Origin of the sequence: Streptomyces sp. NPDC001549 (assembly GCF_042894025.1) — a bacterium.
GTDB classification, from domain to species: domain Bacteria; phylum Actinomycetota; class Actinomycetes; order Streptomycetales; family Streptomycetaceae; genus Streptomyces; species Streptomyces kutzneri.
Map to the genome: position 1 here is coordinate 163,422 of NZ_JBIAVJ010000017.1, position 16,698 is coordinate 180,119.

Sequence of the window (16,698 nt, forward strand, 5' to 3'; positions counted from 1 at the left end):
GCGCGGATTTGGCGGCGCGCCGGGGCGAGACGGCCAAGGAGGCCTGGATTCCGTCGGACTTCGGGGGCAACCGGCCGTATAACGGCGGCGTCACGGGCCGGTCCTCCCTTGGGAACAGGGGACGGACCGGCCCGATGTATGCGCGCCGTCAGTGATAGAAAGGTCATCCTCCCCGACCTCCTCGATGCCGAAAGCGTGCGCTGATGACCGAGCTGCCCCAGCCCTCGAACCAGCCGCCGACGCCTTCCGGTTACGGGCACCTGCCCGGTCCGCCGCAGCAGGGGTACGGGTTTCCGCCGCAGGGTGAGAACCCGTACGCCCAGCAGCCCGGGTACCCGCCGCAGCCGCCCACCGTGCCGCAGCAGCAGGTGGCGGGCCCGGGCGGCCCCGGCCCCGGCATGGCGCCGAAGAAGAAGATGGTCCTGCTGATCGCCGCTTCGGTGGCCTCCGTCCTCGTCCTCGGGGGCGTCGGCTACGTGGCCTTCTCGGGCGACGACAAGGACCCGAAGCCGGTCGCGCAGGAGCCCGCCGACGCCAAGCCCTCCGGGTCCCCGTCCGTGGACAAGGGCGACGGCAACGGCAAGGGCATGGACATCCCGACCGACCTCAACGAGGGCCGCAAGCCGGGTGAGGACAAGGCCCTCTGGCTGAAGACCGCCAAGATGGAGGGCCCGGGAGCCGGAATCCCCGCCAAGGGCATGTGGGTCGTCGGCGACGCCGTCGTCAAGACCGTCGACAAGTCCGTCATCGGCTACGGGGTGAGCGACGGCAAGGAGAAGTGGAAGATCGACCTCCGCACGGAGATCTGCGGACTCACCGGTCAGACCACCCCCGACGGCAGGACCGTCATGGTCGTCAAGAACGCCGACGGCTCCAGCTGCAACCAGATGAAGCTCATCGACCTCAAGGCCGGCAAGGAGGGTTGGACGAAGGAGGTCGCCATGACGGGGCCCTTCGACACCGCCGACTCCACCAGGGTCACCCTCAGCGGCGACACCTTCGCCCTCGACTGGGTGGGGGGCCAGAGCGCCCACCGCCTGAGCACCGGCGACAAGCTCTTCTCCGACGCGGGCCCCGAGGGCTGCAAGCCCATGACCTACGCCGCGGGCAACAACAAGATGATCGCCGTGGCCCTCTGCCTGGACGCCGACAAGACCATCGAGATCCAGGACGCCGACCCGAACACCGGCAAGAAGACCTGGAGCTACCGCCTGCCCAAGGGCTACCAGGTCAACGCCGTCTACTCGGTCAGCCCCATCGTCATCGACGCCGGCAACCGCGACACCAAGGAGCGGGCCATCCTCGTCCTCGACGAGAAGGGACAGAAGCGCAACACGCTCTCCGGTGAAGGCAACTTCGTGGTCAACTGCGGTGGTTACAGCACCAGCGAGGGCCTCCAGAACTGCGGTAACTCCGCGGTCGACGCGGACACCGTCTACCTCGCTGCCGGGGACAAGTCCACCGGCAGCGAGATCGTCGCCTTCGACCTCGGCACGGGCAAGATCAAGTGGCGCACCAAGGCCGGTGACAAGAAGCTCCTCATCCCGCTCGATGCCGCGAACGGCCGGCTGACCGCCTACCGCGCCAGCGTTGTCGGCGAGCCCGGCGAGATCGTCTCGTTCCCGGCCGACGGAGGCGCGCCCAAAACGCTGCTGAAGCTCCCCTCGGGCCCCTCCGCACGGATCGAATCCTCCTTCCTGTCCGCCTCCTTCCTGGCTTCCCAGAGCGCCGCCTACGTGGACGGGCGGTTCTTCCTCTCCACCACCACGCTGCTGGGCGAGAACAAGGACGAGAAGCTCCTGATGGCCTTCGGCAAGTGAACACGCGTCCCACGACCCGCCCACCGAGAGGCAACAGCAACCGATGAGTATCCCGCCGCCCCCCAGCCAGCCGCCGTCCGGTGGCTTCGGCGCGCCCCAGGACCCGCCGCCGGGCGGGTTCGGCGCGCCCGTGCCGCCGTCCGAACCGGCCGCGCCGCAGGCCGGGCCCCCGCAGCAGCCGCCGGCCGCGGCTCAGCCCGCGTACGGGTACCCGCAGACCGGGCCCGGCTACGGCTACCCGCAGCAGCCCGGCACCCCGCCGCCGTTCGGCGCCCCCGGCGCCCCCGGCGGCGCGCCCGTGCCCGCCCCGCAGCCCCCGGCCGCGGCCGGCGGCAACGACAAGCGCACCCAGCTGACGATCGTCGGCGCGGCCGTCCTGGCCATCGTCCTCATCGTCGGCGGCGGCCTCTGGTACACCTCCGGCGACAGCGGCGGCGGGGACAAGGCCGACAGCAACCCGAGCGCCTCCCCGGGCAACGACAAGCCCCAGGACTTCGTGCCCGGCACCGAGAAGGTGCCCGGCAACCCGAAGTCGAAGCCGCTCCTCAACCTGCCGAGCCCGGTCCCGGCCGACGTCGTCGGCGTCGCCGGCTCCTGGCTGACCGACTCCACCTACATCAAGTCCGATCTGTCGAAGGTCGTCGGCTACAACCTCGTCGACGGCGGCAAGAAGTGGGAGCTGCCCTTCCCCGGCGAGCTCTGCGGCGCGACCAAGCACGTCAGCGAGAACAAGGCGGCGGTCCTCTTCAAGGCCTCCCAGCCGACGCCCGAGAACAAGTACATCCAGTGCACCGAGGTCGGCGTCATCGACCTGGAGAGCGGCAAGCTCGTCTGGTCCGGCAACGCCAAGAGCGCCACCGGCGGCGACAAGCCCGTCACGTTCTCCAGCGTCACCCTCAGCGGCAAGACGGTCGCCGCGGCCGGCATCTCCGCGGGCGGCGCCGCCTGGAACCTCGCCGACGGCAAGTCCCTGTGGCTGCCCAAGGTCGACGGCGAGGGCTGCCGTGACGTGGGCTACGGCGGCGGCGAGGCCCTCGCCGCCATCCGCAAGTGCGGCCAGAGCCCCAACTACACGCTGTACGGGCAGCTCCTCGACCCGGCCACCGGCGCGCCCACGGCCTCGTACAAGCTTTCCCAGGGCATCGAGGACGCGTACATCGTCGCCACCAAGCCGCTGATCGTGGCGGCCGACGTCGGCAAGACCGCGAAGAACGCCACGGGCATCAGCGACCTCTTCGTCGTCGACGCCAAGGGCGAGCTGAAGGCCCGTATCCCGCTCGCCTCCGGAGACTTCGGCGGCAAGTGCGGATCCGAGGTCGAGAAGTGCACGAACATGGTGGTCGGCAACGGCAAGCTCTACCTGCCGTCGTACGAGCACCAGGGCCAACAGGCCTCCGGCGGCCGCACCAACGAACTGCTCTCCTTCGACCTGGAGACCGGCAAGCAGACCACCGACCGCGCCGACGCGGGCGAGCGGTACACGATGTTCCCGCTGCGCATGGACGGGTCGAACATCATCGCCTACAAGAACCCCCCGTACGACAAGGGCGGTCAGATCGTCAGCATCGACAGCAGGACGATGAAGGAGACCGTCCTCATGGAGAACCCGGAGGACAAGGCGAGCCGGCGCGCCGAGACCGGCTACTCGCCCGAGTACTCCGAGTACCGGTACCACAACGGCAAGTTCTTCATCTCGCGCACCACGGTCTCCAAGCCGTACTCGGACAAGGACGACCCGGAGTACCTCTTCGTCTCCTTCACCGCGAGCTGACGGGGCCGCGCCGAATTCGCACAGCACCGCCGAAAGCCCCCGAACGGTCCGCACCGATCGGGGGCTTCTGCGCGGTATCCCCCGCGCACCGTCGAACAAGCGTGTAGCTTGCCGGGTCAGAAGGGTGGGGGGTGTTTCCTCGATGGGCGTACGGGTCGTGGTGGTCGACGAGCACCGGCTGCTGGCCGAGGCACTCGCCTCTGCCCTGAAGCTGCGCGGCCACCGGGTGCTGGCCGCGGCCGCCCCGGCGGCGGGCGCCGCCGAGCTGGTCATCAGCCGCGCCCCGGAGGTCTGCCTGCTCGGCACCGCCACCCCCGCCGAACCCGGGGTCTTCGAGCCCGTCGTCCGCATCAAACGGGAGCGCCCGCAGATCGCCGTGGTCGTCCTCGGCCCGGTGCCCAGCCCGCGCGGGATCGCGGCCGCCTTCGCCGCCGGCGCCTCGGGGTACGTACGCCAGGACGAGCGCATCGAGGGGGTGGAGCGGGCGCTGGCCAAGGCCAGGGCGGGGGAGGTGGCGATCGCCCCGCAGCTGCTGCAGGGGGCCTTCGCGGAGCTGCTGAACCCCGCCGCCCAGCCCGACGACGAGGGGAGCCGGCTGCTGCGGCTGCTCACCCCGCGCGAGGTGGAGGTGCTCGTCCGGGTCGCCGACGGGGAGGACACCCGGCTGATCGCCGCGGGCATGGAGATCGCCCCGAGCACCGCCCGTACGCACGTGCAGCGGGTGCTGATGAAGCTGGGCGTGGGGTCGAGGCTGGAGGCGGCCGCGCTGGCCGCCCGCACCGGGCTGCTGGACCGGGCGCTGCCCACGCTGCCGTCCGCCGCCGCCGCGCGCGGCTGACGTACCGGCCGGGGGCCGGGCCCCGATTTCCCCGTGGGCGCGGAATCGGGTAAGCCAGTGTCCACGCACGCGCACGTACCCGCGCGTGCTCCCCCGCGAGAGGCAGTAGGCGAGTGAGCAAGTACCTGGTAACCGGTGGCGCAGGATACGTCGGCAGCGTGGTCGCGGCCCACCTTCTGGAGGCCGGCCACGAGGTCACCGTCCTCGACGACCTGAGCACGGGCTTTCGCGTAGGGGTCCCGGAGGGCGCCACCTTCATCGAGGGCCGGATCCAGGACGCCGCCCGGTACGTGGACGGCTCCTACGAGGCGGTGCTGCACTTCGCGGCCTCCTCGCAGGTCGGCGAGTCCGTGGTGAACCCGGGCAAGTACTGGGAGAACAACGTCGGCGGGACGCTGGCCCTGCTGGCCGCGATGCGCGGGGCGGGAGTGCGCAAGCTGGTGTTCTCCTCCACCGCCGCCACCTACGGGGAGCCGACGGAGGGCCTGCTGACCGAGGCCTCGGTGACCGCGCCGACCAACCCGTACGGCGCCTCGAAGCTGGCCGTCGACCACATGATCGCGGGGGAGTGCGTGGCGCACGGCCTGGCCGCGGTGTCCCTGCGCTACTTCAACGTGGCCGGCGCCTACGGGGAGTTCGGCGAGCGCCACACCCCCGAGACGCACCTGATCCCGCTGGTCCTCCAGGTCGCGCTGGGCGAGCGGGAGTCGATCTCGGTGTTCGGCGAGGACTACCCGACCCCCGACGGCACCTGCGTACGCGACTACATCCACGTCGCCGACCTCGCGGAGGCCCACCTGGCCGCCCTGCGGGCCGCCACCGGCGGGGAGCACCTGATCTGCAACCTGGGCAACGGCAACGGGTTCTCGGTCCGCGAGGTCGTCGAGACCGTCCGCAAGGTCACCGGCCGGGAGATCCCCGAGGTGGTCGCGCCGCGCCGGGCCGGCGACCCGGCGATGCTCGTCGCCTCCGCGCGCACGGCCCACGAGCGCCTCGGCTGGACCCCGAGCCGCTCGGACCTCACCGGGATCATCACGGACGCGTGGAACTTCGCGCGTACGCACACCTCCTGAACCTCCTGGATCTCCGGTATCCGCCCGGACCTCCCCTTGTCCTGCGCGCCCCCCGCACCCCGACCGGTGCGGGGGGCGTGTGCGTGTCGGCCGTGCGCTGCGGACGGGCGCTGTGCGCGGGCGCCCGGCGTGCACACGCCGGGTGAAATGCCCCCCGTGCAACTGCCCGCGGCACACGCCGGTACCGAAGCCGCCATCAGGACCTTCGGTGCGGGCGATTTCAAGCCATCACAAAGCGGGTTCGGGACGCCCGCGCCGGAAAATCCCCGGGAAAACTTCTGCTATTCGGCCAACCGCCGGACGCCCCCGGCCCTACGCTGATGCGTGACACCGGTGGGGGCCGGTGTTGATTCAGGGGTCGAGACAAGTCGGGTACGTCGTCCGGTCCGGGGTAGTGCAGAGATGTCACGGCGGCGGCCGGGGCAGCTGCGGATCACCCGGTCCGGGCGCCGTACCCGCCGTCGTCCGTTCCCCTACCCTTGGGGGTTTTGTGGTTCGTATCCGGGTTCTCGTCGTCGACGATCACCGCATCTTCGCCGAATCGCTCGCAGCCGCGCTCGCGGCCGAGCCGGACGTGGACGTGTCCGCGGCCGGCAGCGGCCCCGCCGCGCTGCGCTGCCTCGAACGCGCGGCGGCCGAGGGCCGTCGCTTCGACGTCCTGCTGGTCGACGCCGATCTCGGCGTGGTCCCGGGGGCCGTGCCCGCCCAGCGGGAGTCCGGCTCCGGGCCTCCGCCGCCCAGCCCGGACGGGATCGCGCTGGTCGCGGGGGTGCGGGTGTCCCACCCCGGGGTCCGCATCGTCGTGCTCGCCGAGCGCGACGATCCCCGCCGGGCCGCCCTCGCACTCCAGGCGGGAGCCTCGGGCTGGGTGGCGAAGGACTGTTCGCTCTCCCGGCTGCTGGCCGTGATCCGCGGGGTCCTGCGCGAGGAGACCCACCTGCCGCCCGCCCTGCTCACCGGCGTGCTCCGGGAGCTGACCGCGGCGCGCAAGCACCGTACGGACAGCGAGCGGCTGGTGGAATCGCTGACCCCGCGTGAGCACGAGGTGCTGCGCTGCATGGTGGCGGGGCTGGGCCGCAAGGACGTGGCGGCACGGCTGTTCCTGTCCCCGCACACGGTCCGCACCCACATGCAGAACGTGCTGGGCAAGCTCGGGGTGCACTCCACGCTGGCCGCGGTGGCACTGGCCCGGCGGGCCGGTGTACGACCGGCGGACCTAGCCGGGGATGTTGTCGAACGGAGCGGTCAACTGGCGTAGCAGCCCGGCGAGATCGCCGCGCTGGCTCTGCGAGAGCTGGGCCAGGATCGCCCGTTCCTGGGCCAGCAGCCCGGCGAGGGCCTGGTCGGCGCGGTCCCGGCCCTCGGGGGTGAGCCGCACCAGGACCCCCCGGCGGTCGCTGGGGTCCGGGAGCCGTTCGACGAGGCCCTTCTTGGCGAGCCGGTCGATGCGGTTGGTCATGGTGCCGGAGGTGACCAGGGTCTGGGTCAACAGCTGGCCGGGGGAGAGCTGGTAGGGCGCGCCGGCCCGGCGCAGCGACGTCAGGACGTCGAACTCCCACGGCTCCAGGCCGTGCTCGGAGAAGGCCAGCCTGCGGGCGCGGTCGAGATGGCGCGCGAGCCTGCTGACGCGGCTCAGTACCTCGAGCGGTTCCACGTCGAGGTCAGGGCGCTCCCGCCGCCATGCCGCCACCAGTCGGTCGACCTCGTCCTCCATGCCGATCAGTGTAAGGGATCTGTCGACGTGAAGTCTCTTCATGTCGAGTATCTCGATCGCGAGTATCTTGACATCGAGATATAAATGAAGGGAGCATGGGGCATGGAGGGGGCCGGAACGGATTCCGCTTCCGATCGCCCGCCAGCAGGGAGGCTCGAACATGTATTCCGATACCGCGCGCGCCGGGACCCCCACGTCCACCGCGCCATCCGCCCCCACCTGGGATCCCCAGCAGTACCTCCGGCACTCGGGTCACCGCACACGGCCCTTCCTCGACCTGCTCACCCGCATACCCGAGCTCCCCCACCGCCCCGCCCGCATCGCCGACCTCGGCTGCGGCCCCGGCAACGTCACCACCCTCCTCGCCGAGCGCTGGCCCGAGGCCCGCATCACCGGCTTCGACCTCTCCCCGGAGATGCTCCGCCGCGCCACCGAGGAGTACGCCGGGCCCACCCCCGGCGGCGGCAGCCTCGACTTCCGCCACGGGGACCTCGCCACCTGGCTGCCCGAGGAGCCCTACGACCTGATCGTCTCCAACGCCGCCCTGCAGTGGGTCCCCGGCCACCCCGGCTCCTTCGGCGCCTGGATCAACGGCCTGCGCCCCGGCGGCACCTTTGCCTTCCAGATCCCCGGCAACTTCACGGCCCCCAGCCACGCCCTGCTCGCCGAACAGTGCGACACCCCGCGCTGGCGGGCCCGGCTCGCCGGCCACGGCGCCCGCTACATCCATCTCCTCGAACCCGCCGAATACCTCGCCCGGTTCACCGAGCTCGGCTGTGCCGCCGACATCTGGGAGACCACCTACCACCAGCTGCTCCAGGGCCCCGACCCCGTGCTCGACTGGGTCAAGGGCACCGCCCTGCGGCCCGTCCTCACCGCCCTCGGCGACGACCGCGACGCCGTGGACGCCTTTCTCACCGAATACCGTGACCGGCTGCGCGCGGCCTATCCGACCGGCCCGCGCGGCACCGTCTTCCCGTTCCGCCGCATCTTCGCCGTAGCCCGCAAGGAGGCATGACCGTGCTGACCGCAGTCGACCACGTGCAACTCGCCGCGCCGCCGGACTCGGAGGACCGGCTCCGCGCGTACTACACGGACGTCCTCGGCATGACCGAGATCCCCAAGCCGCCCGTCCTCGCCGCCCGCGGCGGCTGCTGGTTCGCCGCCGGGCCCGTCCAGCTGCACCTCGGCGTCGAGGAGGACTTCCGGCCCGCCCGCAAGGCCCATCCGGGGCTGCGGGTGACCGGCATCGAGGCGTACGCGAGCAGACTGCGGGAGCGGGGAGCCAAGGTGGTCTGGGACGACGACCTGCCGGGCCACCGCCGCTTCTACTCGGAGGACCCCGTCGGCAACCGGCTCGAATTCCTGGAACGGCACCGCCCGGAACCGGCAGCGCTGGAACCCTGCGCCTAGGACGCGCACCACGACGGCGCCCCGCCACCGGATCTCCGGTGACGGGGCGCCGTCGTGGTGCGCGTACGGGGCTCAGTTCTTGCGCCGGCCCACCAGCTGAGGCTTCGACTCCAGCCCGTCCAGCCCGTGCCAGGCCAGATTCACCAGGTGCGCCGCCACCTCCGCCTTCTTGGGCCTGCGCACGTCCAGCCACCACTGCCCGGTCAGCGCCACCATCCCGACCAGCGCCTGCGCGTACAGCGGGGCCAGCTTGGGATCAAAGCCCCGCGCCTTGAACTCCAGACCCAGGATGTCCTCGACCTGCGTGGCGATGTCGCTGATCAGCGAGGCGAAGGTGCCGGTCGACTGGGCGACCGGGGAATCGCGCACGAGGATCCGGAAGCCGTCCGTGTACGACTCGATGTAGTCCAGCAGCGCGAAGGCCGCCTGCTCCAGCAGCTCCCGCGGGTGCCCGGCCGTCAGCGCACCCGTCACCCCGTCCAGCAGCTGGCGCATCTCCCGGTCCACGACGACCGCGTACAGGCCCTCCTTGCCGCCGAAGTGCTCGTACACCACCGGCTTGGACACCCCGGCCTTCGCCGCGATCTCCTCCACCGAGGTGCCTTCGAAGCCCTTCTCCGCGAACAGCGTCCGGCCGATGTCCAGCAGTTGCTGGCGCCGCTCCGCGCCCGTCATCCGGACCCGGCGGCCGCGCCTGGGCTTGTCGCTGCTGGAATTACTGCCGTCGATCGCCACGCCCCCCATCATGCCGCGTTCGACTCGTTTTCCCTGCGCCGGGCGTCGATGCGGGCCGCCGACGGCCAGCGGACGTCCGTCGCCCAGCCCAGCTGCTCGAACCAGCGGATCAGCCGCGCGCTGGAGTCGACCTGGCCGCGCAGCACGCCGTGCCGCGCCGAGGTCGGGTCGGCGTGGTGCAGGTTGTGCCAGGACTCCCCGCACGAGAGCACCGCCAGCCACCAGACGTTCCCACTGCGGTCCCGGGACTTGAACGGCCGCTTGCCCACCGCGTGGCAGATCGAATTGATCGACCACGTCACGTGGTGCAGCAGCGCCACCCGCACCAGGGAGCCCCAGAAGAACGCTGTGAACGCGCCCCACCAGGACATCGTCACCAGACCGCCCACCAGCGGGGGGATCGCCAGCGAGAAGATCGTCCAGAAGATGAAGTCCCGCGAGATCCGGCGGATCGCCGGGTCCTTGATCAGGTCGGGGGCGTACTTCTGCTGATCGGTCTGCTCCTCGTCGAACAGCCAGCCGATGTGCGCCCACCACAGCCCCTTCATCAGGGCCGGCAGCGTCTCCCCGAACCGCCACGGCGAGTGCGGGTCACCCTCGTGGTCGGAGAACTTGTGGTGCTTGCGGTGGTCCGCCACCCAGCGCACCAGCGGCCCCTCCACCGCCATCGAACCCATCACGGCGAGGACGATCCGCAGCGGCCGCTTCGCCTTGAAGGAACCGTGCGTGAAGTAGCGGTGGAAACCGATGGTGATCCCGTGGCAGGCCAGGAAGTACATGAAGACCATCAGGCCCAGGTCCAGCCAGCTCACCCCCCAGCCCCAGGCCAGCGGGACCGCCGCCAGCAGGGCCACGAAGGGCACGGTGATGAACAGCAGCAGAGCGATCTGCTCGATGGAGCGCTTGTTCTCGCCGCCCAGTGTCGCGGACGGCTCGGACGTGTCGGAGGGCGCGGAGGCACCCTCGATCAGATCGGGACTGGTGGTCATGGGTGTCCCCTGGGGGGTGAGAGAAGTCGGCGGGCTCCCGGGTCACGAACCCTACGGACCCGTAACCTACGGCATCGTAAGTATGGCAAAGCCGGGTACGCAGGCAAGAGGGGCGGCGCCGGGAGAAGGAGCGCGCCCGAGGTGTTCACGCGCCGCCTGATGAGACGTTTGTCCAGGCACACGCGTCGGACACCTATCCTGGGTCCCGTCGGACAGCGCGGTCCGCACGGGCAGCCCGAGCTGCGCATCAGGAGCGGAGATCCCGCCCCCGGACGGAGTCCGGGGAAGGCATCGCCGCACGTCGCCGGGAGCCCACCGCCCAGTAGCGCTCGAACACTGCAAGGAGCCGCACCTGTGAGCAGTGCTGACCAGGCCCCCCAGGGCCAGGCCCCCGTCACCCCGGCCGCCACCGCCAACGCGGAACTGCGCGCGGACATCCGCCGCCTCGGCGACCTCCTCGGGGAAACCCTCGTACGCCAGGAGGGCCAGGACCTCCTCGACCTCGTCGAGCGCGTCCGCGCCCTCACCCGCACCGACGGCGAGGCCGCCGCCGCCCTGCTCGGCGACACCGACCTGGAGACCGCCGCCAAGCTCGTACGCGCCTTCTCCACCTACTTCCACCTCGCCAACGTCACCGAGCAGGTGCACCGCGGCAAGGAACTGCGCGCCCACCGTGCCGCCGAGGGCGGGCTCCTCGCCCGCACCGCCGACATGCTGAAGGACGCCGACCCCGAACACCTGCGCGAGACGGTCAAGAACCTCAACGTCCGTCCCGTCTTCACCGCACACCCCACCGAAGCGGCCCGCCGCAGCGTCCTCAACAAGCTGCGCCGCATCGCCGCGCTGCTGGAGGAGCCCGTCACCGGCGCCGGCGACCGCCGCCGCCACGACCTGCGCCTCGCCGAGAACATCGACCTCGTCTGGCAGACCGACGAACTGCGCGTCGTGCGCCCCGAGCCCGCCGACGAGGCCCGCAACGCCATCTACTACCTCGACGAGCTGCACGCCGGCGCCGTCGGCGACGTCCTCGAGGACCTCGCCGCCGAGCTTCAGCGCGTCGGCGTCGAGATCCCCGCCGGCACCCGACCGCTGACCTTCGGCACCTGGATCGGCGGCGACCGCGACGGCAACCCCAACGTCACCCCCGAGGTCACCCGCGACGTGCTGATCCTCCAGCACGAGCACGGCATCACCGACGCCCTCGAACTCATCGACTACCTGCGCGGGCTCCTCTCCAACTCCATCCGCTACACCGGAGCCACCGAGGAACTCCTCGCCTCCCTCCAGGCCGACCTGGAGCGCCTCCCCGGGATCAGCCCGCGCTACAAGCGGCTGAACGCCGAGGAGCCGTACCGCCTCAAGGCCACCTGCATCCGGCAGAAGCTCCTCAACACCCGCGAGCGCCTCGCCAAGGGCATCCCGCACGAGGAAGGCCGCGACTACCTCGGCACCGCCGAGCTCCTCACCGACCTCACCCTCATCCAGACCTCCCTGCGCGAACACCGCGGCGCGCTCTTCGCCGACGGCCGCATGGACCGCACCATCCGCACCCTGGCCGCCTTCGGGCTCCAGCTCGCCACCATGGACGTACGCGAGCACGCCGACGCCCACCACCACGCGCTCGGCCAGCTCTTCGACCGTCTCGGCGAGGAGTCCTGGCGCTACGCCGACATGCCGCGCGAGTACCGCCAGAAGCTCCTCGCCAAGGAACTGCGCTCCCGCCGCCCGCTGGCCCCCACCCCGGCCCCGCTCGACGCCGCCGGAGCCAAGACCCTCGGCGTCTTCGGCGCCATCAAGGACGCCTTCGAGAAGTTCGGCCCCGAGGTCATCGAGTCCTACATCATCTCGATGTGCCAGGGCGCCGACGACGTCTTCGCCGCCGCCGTCCTCGCCCGCGAGGCCGGCCTCATCGACCTCCACACCGGCTGGGCCAAGATCGGCATCGTCCCGCTCCTGGAGACCACCGACGAGCTGCGCGCCGCGGACGTCATCCTCGACGAGATGCTCGCCGACCCCTCCTACCGCCGCCTCGTCTCCCTGCGCGGCGACGTCCAGGAGGTCATGCTCGGCTACTCCGACTCCTCCAAGTTCGGCGGCATCACCACCTCCCAGTGGGAGATCCACCGCGCCCAGCGCCGGCTGCGCGACGTCGCCCACCGCTACGGCGTGCGCCTGCGCCTCTTCCACGGCCGCGGCGGCACCGTCGGCCGCGGCGGCGGCCCCTCCCACGACGCGATCCTCGCCCAGCCCTGGGGCACCCTCGAAGGCGAGATCAAGGTCACCGAGCAGGGCGAGGTCATCTCCGACAAGTACCTGGTCCCCTCGCTGGCCCGGGAGAACCTCGAACTGACCGTCGCCGCCACCCTGCAGGCCTCCGCCCTGCACACCGCGCCCCGCCAGTCCGACGAGGCCCTCACCCGCTGGGACGCGGCCATGGACGTCGTCTCCGACGCCGCGCACGCCGCGTACCGCGAGCTCGTCGAGGACCCCGACCTGCCCGCCTACTTCTTCGCCGCGACCCCCGTCGACCAGCTCGCCGACCTGCACCTCGGCTCCCGGCCCTCCCGCCGCCCCGACTCCGGCGCCGGCCTCGACGGCCTGCGCGCCATCCCGTGGGTGTTCGGCTGGACCCAGTCCCGCCAGATCGTCCCCGGCTGGTACGGGGTCGGCTCCGGCCTCAAGGCCCTGCGCGAGGCAGGCCAGGAGGACGTCCTCGCCGAGATGGGCGGACGCTGGCACTTCTTCCGCAACTTCCTGTCCAACGTCGAGATGACGCTGGCCAAGACCGACCTGCGGATCGCCCGCCACTACGTCGACACCCTCGTGCCCGACCACCTCAAGCACGTCTTCGCCCGCATCGAGGCCGAGCACGAGCTCACCGTCCGCGAGGTCCTGCGCATCACCGGCGCCGAAGAGCTCCTCGGCTCGAACCCGGTGCTCCAGCAGACCTTCGCCGTACGCGACGCCTACCTGGACCCCATCTCCTACCTCCAGGTCTCCCTGCTGGCCCGCCAGCGCGCCGCCGCCGCCCAGGGCGAGGAAGCCGACCCGCTGCTGGCCCGCGCCCTGCTCCTCACGGTCAACGGCGTCGCCGCGGGCCTGCGCAACACGGGCTGACGCCGGGCCCCGGTATCCGTGTCCGTCACCCTTTGTGATGACGGACACGGATACCGGGCGCTACCGTGGACGTCCAGGACCACAATCCCGTCCATGGGAGCAACCATGACTGCCGAGCCCGTACACGACTGGTCGAGGCCGCCGTTGGACGGGTACACGGTGGACGACCTGCTGACGCTGCCGGACCTCCCGCGACACACCGAGCTGATCGACGGGAGCCTGGTCTTCGTGAGTCCGCAACGCTTCATCCACTCTGATCTGATCGACTTCCTCGTCACCCGGCTGCGACTGACCGCCCCCCGGCACACAAGGGTCGCGCGAGAGATGACTGTGGTGATCGACAAGCGCAACGGGCCCGAACCAGACATCTCAGTCGTGCGGCGAGAAGCCTGCACGAGCCCCATGCAGACCCACTTCTATGCCGCCGATGTCCTGCTCGCAGTCGAGGTGGTCTCGCCCGAGTCCGAAGCCCGGGACACCAAAGCGAAGCTGCACAAGTACGCCGCTGCCGGTATCCCGAACTACTGGATCGTCAAGATCGAGGGCGACGAAGCCATCGAACCGGTCGTGTACCTCTACGAGCTGGACCCCCACACACGTGCCTACGTCTGCCAGGGGATCCACACCAAGCCGTTCAGCGTCGACCGGCCCTTCGCCGCCGAAATCGACTTCGACGGGCTCGACGAGATGTAGCGCCGCTCAGGAGTTGTAAGCGGACTGGGCCCGCTCCAGGCCCTCGGCGATCAGGCACTCCACGGAGTCCGCGGCCCGGTCCACGAACCAGTCCAGCTCCTTGCGCTCCGTGGAGGAGAAGTCCTTCAGCACGAAGTCCGCGACCTGCATCCGGCCCGGCGGCCGCCCGATGCCGCACCGCACCCGGTGGTAGTCCGGGCCCATGGACTTGGTCATCGACTTCAGACCGTTGTGCCCGTTGTCCCCGCCGCCCAGCTTCAGCCGCAGCGTCGGGTAGTCGATGTCCAGCTCGTCGTGGACCGCGACGATCCGTTCCAGCGGCACCTTGTAGAAGTCGCGCAGCGCCGTCACCGGGCCGCCTGACAGGTTCATGTACGTCATCGGCTTGGCCAGCACCACCCGGCGGTTGGCCGGCCCCGGCGGGCCCATGCGGCCCTCGACCACCTGGGCCCGGGCCTTGTGCGCCTTGAACTTCCCGCCGATCCGCTCCGCCAGCAGATCGGCCACCATGAAGCCGATGTTGTGGCGGTTGCCCGCGTACTCCGGTCCCGGGTTCCCCAGGCCCACGATCAGCCAGGGCGCCGCGTCGTCCGACATGAAAAGCTCCTCGGTTCCTCTACGAAGACGACCGCCGTCCCGCTCCAGTGGAGCCGGACGGCGGTCGGTCAGCAACTGCTGAGGGGATGGGGTGAGGCTCAGGCCTCGGTGCCCTCGGCGGCCTCGGCGGCCGGCTCCTCGGCCTGCGGGGCCACGACCTGCAGGACGGCGATGTCGCCGTCGACGGCCAGGGTGGTGCCCGCCGGGAGGACCAGGTCCGAGGCGTGGATGGTGGCACCGGCCTCGAGGCCCGCGATGGAGACGGTGACCTCGGTCGGGATGTGCGTGGCCTCGGCCTCGACGGAGATGGTGTTCTGGAGGGTCTCCAGCATGTTGCCGCCGGCGGCCAGCTCGCCCTCGGTGACGATCGCGACGTCGACGGTGACCTTCTCGCCCTTCTTGACGATCAGGAAGTCGACGTGGGAGATGGAACGCTTCAGCGGGTGCTTCTGCACGGCCTTCGGGATGACCAGCTCGGCGGCGTCGCCCTCGATGTCCAGGGAGATCAGGACGTTCGGGGTGCGGAGCGCCAGCTGCAGGGCGTGGGCGTCGACGTTGACGTGCTTCGGGTCCGTGCCGTGGCCGTAGATGACGGCGGGGGTCAGGGCGTCACGACGGGCCTGACGGGCAGCGCCCTTGCCGAAGTCGTTGCGGATCTTGGCGGCAAGCTTGATCTCGGACATGCTCACTCCTCGTGGGGTGACGGAAAACGGACAGAGTCACCCGGCCGGAACGGCCTGCTACGAAGAGCGCGTCGATAACGGAGCATCCGTACCGGAAACAGGTACGGCCTCCCTCGCCGAGCAACTCATGGAGTGTACCCGGCGGGGGAGGCCGTACCAAAAAGGATCTACCGCGGAGCGGTTACCGCTCGGGTTACTGCTGCTCCTCGAAGAGGCTGGTGACCGAACCGTCCTCGAAGACCTCGCGCACGGCGCGCGCGATCATCGGGGCGATCGACAGCACCGTGATCTTGTCGAGCTCCAGGTCGGAGGGGTCCGGCAGGGTGTTCGTGAACACGAACTCGCTGACCTTGGAGTTCTTCAGGCGGTCGGCCGCAGGGCCCGACAGGATGCCGTGCGTGGCCGTCACGATGACGTCCTCCGCGCCGTGCGCGAACAGCGCGTCGGCCGCGGCGCAGATGGTGCCACCGGTGTCGATCATGTCGTCGACCAGGACGCAGACGCGGCCCTTGACCTCACCGACGACCTCGTGGACGGTCACCTGGTTGGCGACGTCCTTGTCGCGGCGCTTGTGCACGATCGCCAGCGGCGCGTCCAGACGGTCGCACCAGCGGTCGGCCACACGCACACGGCCGGCGTCCGGGGACACGATCGTGAGCTTCGTACGGTCCACCTTGGCGCCGACGTAGTCCGCGAGGACGTTCAGGGCCGAAAGGTGGTCCACCGGGCCGTCGAAGAAGCCCTGGATCTGGTCCGTGTGCAGGTCGACCGTGAGGATGCGGTCCGCACCCGCGGTCTTCAGCAGATCGGCGACCAGGCGGGCCGAGATCGGCTCGCGGCCCTTGTGCTTCTTGTCCTGGCGGGCGTACCCGTAGGACGGGACGATCACGGTGATGGAGCGTGCCGACGCGCGCTTCAGCGCGTCGATCATGATCAGCTGCTCCATGATCCACTTGTTGATCGGAGCCGTGTGGCTCTGGATCAGGAAGCAGTCCGCGCCACGTGCCGACTCCTGGAAGCGGACGTAGATCTCACCGTTCGCGAAGTCGAAAGCCTTGGTCGGCACGAGGGCGACGCCCAGCTGATGCGCAACCTCCTCGGCCAGCTCGGGGTGGGCGCGGCCGGAGAAGAGCATCAGCTTCTTCTCGCCGGTCGTCTTGATCCCGGTCACAGCACAGTCTCCTCAGACGTGTTGAAGCTGCTCGCCCCCATGTGCGTCCGTCCCGCACACGGTGAGCCAGCCGAATTGCGTGCA

The 16,698-nt window shown here is 70.6% G+C and carries 15 protein-coding genes; 9 read left to right on the forward strand and 6 right to left on the reverse strand.

The features are described 5' to 3' along the window. The first annotated feature begins 203 nt into the window (after window positions 1-203). From ACFY04_RS26260 to ACFY04_RS26280, 5 genes are all read left to right on the forward strand, one after another. On the forward strand, window positions 204-1,820 hold the full coding sequence (locus tag ACFY04_RS26260) for a PQQ-binding-like beta-propeller repeat protein (RefSeq protein WP_389120148.1): 1,617 nt from the start codon (window positions 204-206) through the stop codon (window positions 1,818-1,820). Window positions 1,821-1,863: 43 nt separating this feature from the next. Continuing rightward, complete coding sequence (locus ACFY04_RS26265) at window positions 1,864-3,591, forward strand: PQQ-binding-like beta-propeller repeat protein (protein ID WP_389120151.1); 1,728 nt, start codon at window positions 1,864-1,866, stop codon at window positions 3,589-3,591. A 142-nt stretch (window positions 3,592-3,733) separates the two neighbouring features. Continuing rightward, window positions 3,734-4,429, forward strand: a complete 696-nt coding sequence (locus ACFY04_RS26270; protein ID WP_389120153.1) for a response regulator transcription factor — start codon at window positions 3,734-3,736, stop codon at window positions 4,427-4,429. Between the two features lie 113 nt (window positions 4,430-4,542). Further along, window positions 4,543-5,502 carry a UDP-glucose 4-epimerase GalE gene (gene galE, locus ACFY04_RS26275; protein WP_373037001.1) on the forward strand — a complete coding sequence of 320 codons (960 nt, stop codon included), beginning with the start codon at window positions 4,543-4,545 and terminating at the stop codon, window positions 5,500-5,502. A 490-nt stretch (window positions 5,503-5,992) separates the two neighbouring features. Next, entirely contained in the window at window positions 5,993-6,760 is a 768-nt protein-coding gene (locus ACFY04_RS26280; protein WP_389120155.1) for a LuxR C-terminal-related transcriptional regulator, read from the forward strand. On the opposite strand, the gene ACFY04_RS26285 is transcribed toward ACFY04_RS26280, so the two are convergent. Further along, the gene (locus ACFY04_RS26285; RefSeq protein ID WP_030659599.1) at window positions 6,719-7,216 is read right to left on the reverse strand and encodes a MarR family winged helix-turn-helix transcriptional regulator; all 498 of its coding nucleotides are present in this window, start codon (window positions 7,214-7,216) and stop codon (window positions 6,719-6,721) included. The genes ACFY04_RS26280 and ACFY04_RS26285 overlap by 42 nt on opposite strands. A gap of 160 nt (window positions 7,217-7,376) precedes the next feature. Between ACFY04_RS26285 and ACFY04_RS26290 the strand changes: the two genes are divergently transcribed. Next, window positions 7,377-8,234 (forward strand): trans-aconitate 2-methyltransferase, encoded by an 858-nt coding sequence (locus ACFY04_RS26290; protein ID WP_389120158.1) that lies wholly within the window; start codon window positions 7,377-7,379, stop codon window positions 8,232-8,234. Between the two features lie 2 nt (window positions 8,235-8,236). Beyond that, window positions 8,237-8,629: a VOC family protein gene (locus ACFY04_RS26295; protein ID WP_389120216.1), complete on the forward strand. Its 393-nt coding sequence runs from the start codon at window positions 8,237-8,239 to the stop codon at window positions 8,627-8,629. A gap of 72 nt (window positions 8,630-8,701) precedes the next feature. Here ACFY04_RS26295 and ACFY04_RS26300 read toward each other — a convergent pair whose 3' ends face one another. Together ACFY04_RS26300 and ACFY04_RS26305 are read right to left on the reverse strand one after the other, a co-directional pair. Beyond that, window positions 8,702-9,376 carry a TetR/AcrR family transcriptional regulator gene (locus ACFY04_RS26300; protein ID WP_189735476.1) on the reverse strand — a complete coding sequence of 225 codons (675 nt, stop codon included), beginning with the start codon at window positions 9,374-9,376 and terminating at the stop codon, window positions 8,702-8,704. Beyond that, entirely contained in the window at window positions 9,373-10,353 is a 981-nt protein-coding gene (locus ACFY04_RS26305) for a fatty acid desaturase (RefSeq protein ID WP_266595674.1), read from the reverse strand. Before ACFY04_RS26305 ends, ACFY04_RS26300 begins: the two co-directional genes overlap by 4 nt. 354 nt (window positions 10,354-10,707) lie before the next feature. Here ACFY04_RS26305 and ppc point away from each other — a divergent pair, with 354 nt between their 5' ends. Together ppc and ACFY04_RS26315 are read left to right on the forward strand one after the other, a co-directional pair. Next, window positions 10,708-13,470, forward strand: a complete 2,763-nt coding sequence (gene ppc, locus ACFY04_RS26310; RefSeq protein WP_389120160.1) for a phosphoenolpyruvate carboxylase — start codon at window positions 10,708-10,710, stop codon at window positions 13,468-13,470. A gap of 93 nt (window positions 13,471-13,563) precedes the next feature. Next, window positions 13,564-14,163, forward strand: a complete 600-nt coding sequence (locus ACFY04_RS26315) for a Uma2 family endonuclease (RefSeq protein ID WP_389120162.1) — start codon at window positions 13,564-13,566, stop codon at window positions 14,161-14,163. Window positions 14,164-14,169: 6 nt separating this feature from the next. On the opposite strand, the gene pth is transcribed toward ACFY04_RS26315, so the two are convergent. The 3 genes from pth to ACFY04_RS26330 all read right to left on the reverse strand — a co-directional run bounded on the left by pth (window position 14,170) and on the right by ACFY04_RS26330 (window position 16,614). Beyond that, window positions 14,170-14,760, reverse strand: a complete 591-nt coding sequence (gene pth / locus ACFY04_RS26320) for an aminoacyl-tRNA hydrolase (RefSeq protein ID WP_389120165.1) — start codon at window positions 14,758-14,760, stop codon at window positions 14,170-14,172. Window positions 14,761-14,858: 98 nt separating this feature from the next. Further along, entirely contained in the window at window positions 14,859-15,443 is a 585-nt protein-coding gene (locus ACFY04_RS26325) for a 50S ribosomal protein L25/general stress protein Ctc (RefSeq protein WP_373037006.1), read from the reverse strand. 193 nt (window positions 15,444-15,636) lie between these two features. Then, window positions 15,637-16,614, reverse strand: a complete 978-nt coding sequence (locus tag ACFY04_RS26330) for a ribose-phosphate diphosphokinase (RefSeq protein ID WP_030008898.1) — start codon at window positions 16,612-16,614, stop codon at window positions 15,637-15,639. Between the last annotated feature and the right edge of the window lie 84 nt (window positions 16,615-16,698).